Here is a 3,162-nt window from a genome sequence, read left to right on the forward strand (position 1 = left end):
ACCGGGCTTAACTTCTCTGTTCGGAATGGGAAGAGGTGGAGCCCCGGTGTTATAACCACCTGAATATCTTCAGTTAACAGTTTACAGTTAACAGTTTACAGTATTAAATACCACAACCGTATGCCTTGCTGTCAACCGTGTAGGATTGACTGATGTAAAAGAGCGAGTATCGTTATCTTATATTCGTAATATAGCAAACCTCTGGTTTGTTGTTTGGCGTCAGTTAACATCATTCTGGTTACTGACACCCTTGAAAGCGTCCGGGCTATTAGTACTACTCGGCTATGACATTGCTGCCTTTACACCTGTAGCCTATCAAGGTCGTAGTCTACAACCACCCTTAATGGATATCTTATCTTGAAGTCGGCTTCGTACTTAGATGCTTTCAGCACTTATCCAATCCGGACTTAGCTACCCGGCGATGCTCCTGGCGGAACAACCGGCAGACCAGGGGTCCGTCCAACACGGTCCTCTCGTACTAGTGTCAGATCTCCGCAAATATCCTGCGCCCACGATAGATAGAGACCGAACTGTCTCACGACGTTCTGAACCCAGCTCGCGTGCCACTTTAATGGGCGAACAGCCCAACCCTTGGGACCTGCTCCAGCCCCAGGATGTGACGAGCCGACATCGAGGTGCCAAACCATTCCGTCGATATGAGCTCTTGGGAATGATCAGCCTGTTATCCCCGGAGTACCTTTTATCCTTTGAGCGATGGCCATTCCATACTGAAACCACCGGATCACTATGCTCTAGTTTCCTACCTGATCGACTTGTGGGTCTCTCAGTCAAGCGTGCTTATACCATTACACTCTACGAACGGTTACCAATCGTCCTGAGCACACCTTTAGAAGCCTCCGTTACTCTTTTGGAGGCGACCACCCCAGTCAAACTACCCACCATACACTGTTCCTGCATCCGCAGGTTAGATTCCAAACAATTAAAGGGCCGTATTTCAAGGATGGCTCCACAAGTACTGGCGTACCCGCTTCACAGCCTCCGGCCTATCCTACACATCAAGTGCCCAGAATCAATGTAAAGCTATAGTAAAGGTTCACGGGGTCTTTTCGTCCCATCGCGGGTAATCGGCATCTTCACCGATACTACAATTTCACCGAGATCACAGTTGAGACAGTGTCAAGATCATTACACCATTCGTGCAGGTCGGAACTTACCCGACAAGGAATTTCGCTACCTTAGGACCGTTATAGTTACGGCCGCCGTTTACTGGGGCTTCAATTCAATGCTTCTGATTGCTCATGACATCTCCTCTTAACCTTCCAGCACCGGGCAGGTGTCAGGCTATATACTTCTTCTTTCAAATTTGCATAGCCATGTGTTTTTGTTAAACAGTTGCCTTGACCTATTCTCTGCGGCCACCCTTACAGATGGCACCCTTTATCCCGAAGTTACAGGGTCATTTTGCCTAATTCCTTAACTGTGAATCGCTCGAGCGCCTTAGTATTTTCAACCCGACTACGTGTGTCCGTTTGTGGTACGGTTGCTATACAGATTAGCGTTTAGCGGTTTTTCTAGGCAGTATGCTTACCTGCATTATCTACGCTCCCGAAGGATTGTAGTACTATCAGTTTCAACTCCAAAGGCGGATTTGCCTACCTCTGTCTACGTCTACTTCCTTTAACCAAGTAATCCGTCACTTGGCAGCAGTGTCACTCCTGCGTCCCCACATAACTCTGTATAACAGTACCGGAATATTAACCGGTTCTTCCATCGGCTTCGCCGTTCGGCTACACCTTAGGGTCCGACTTACCCTGATCCGATTAGCGTTGATCAGGAAACCTTAGTCTTTCGGCGAGGAGGTTTCTCACCCCCTTTATCGTTACTTATACCTACATTTGCTTTTCTACACGCTCCAGAATACCTGACGGTACGCCTTCAACGCTGAGTAGAATGCTCCCCTACCGATAATATTTTATCCCATAGCTTCGGTAACATGTTTATGCCCGATTATTATCCACGCACGACCACTCGACTAGTGAGCTGTTACGCACTCTTTAAATGAATGGCTGCTTCCAAGCCAACATCCTAGCTGTCTTAGTAGTCATACTTCGTTAATTCAACTGAACATGTATTTGGGGACCTTAGCTGATGGTCTGGGTTCTTTCCCTCTCGGACATGGACCTTAGCACCCATGCCCTCACTCCCGGTATTAACTTATGCCCATTCGGAGTTTATCTGGACTTGATAGGCGGCGAAGCCCTCGCATCCAATCAGTCGCTCTACCTGACATAAGTAATTCGCCGAGGCTGCACCTAAATGCATTTCGGGGAGTACGAGCTATCTCCAAGTTTGATTAGCCTTTCACCCCTACCCTCAGGTCATCCGAAAGCTTTTCAACGCTTACCGGTTCGGTCCTCCATTTGGTGTTACCCAAACTTCAACCTGCCCAAGGGTAGATCACTTGGTTTCGCGTCTACTCCTACTGACTCAAACGCCCTGTTAAGACTTGCTTTCGCTTCGGCTGCGTACATCATTGTACTTAACCTTGCCAGTAAGAGTAACTCGTAGGTTCATTATGCAAAAGGCACGCCGTCACATTTTAATGCTCCGACCGCTTGTAGGCACATGGTTTCAGGGTCTCTTTCACTCCTCTGTTCGAGGTGCTTTTCACCTTTCCCTCACGGTACTGGTTCACTATCGGTCTCTCAGGAGTATTTAGCCTTACCGGATGGTCCCGGCTGATTCACACAGGATTTCTCGTGTCCCGCGCTACTCAGGATACTGCTAGGCTTCGGATATGATTCGTATACGGGATTATCACCCTCTATGATCGCTCTTTCCATAGCGTTCTACTTCAAATCGGTCTTGCCACGGCGCAGTCCTACAACCCCGCTATTGCCTAAACAATAACGGTTTGGGCTCTTCCCATTTCGCTCGCCACTACTCTGGGAATCATTTTTATTTTCTTTTCCTACGGGTACTTAGATGTTTCAGTTCCCCGCGTTTGCTCACTACATACATAGTGTAATATCCTCTTCGGATACTGGGTTGCCCCATTCGGAAATCCACGGATCAAGGGTTATTTGCACCTTCCCGTAGCTTATCGCAGCTTATCACGTCCTTCTTCGCCTCTGAGAGCCTAGGCATCCCCCATGTGCCCTTTCCTACTTTCTTTTTTCTATCTAACAAATAACCCGAAGA

At 48.0% G+C, this 3,162-nt stretch carries 2 rRNA genes; both read right to left on the bottom strand.

Annotated features, from left to right (window positions below):
* Positions 1-63 (bottom strand): 5S ribosomal RNA (gene rrf, locus ACFO6W_RS26005); the annotation flags it as partial.
* Between the two features lie 185 nt (positions 64-248).
* A 23S ribosomal RNA gene (locus tag ACFO6W_RS26010) occupies positions 249-3,135 on the bottom strand.
* Positions 3,136-3,162: the final 27 nt, after the last annotated feature.

It is taken from the genome of Dysgonomonas termitidis, assembly GCF_042654545.1.
Taxonomy (GTDB): Bacteria; Bacteroidota; Bacteroidia; order Bacteroidales; family Dysgonomonadaceae; genus Dysgonomonas; species Dysgonomonas termitidis.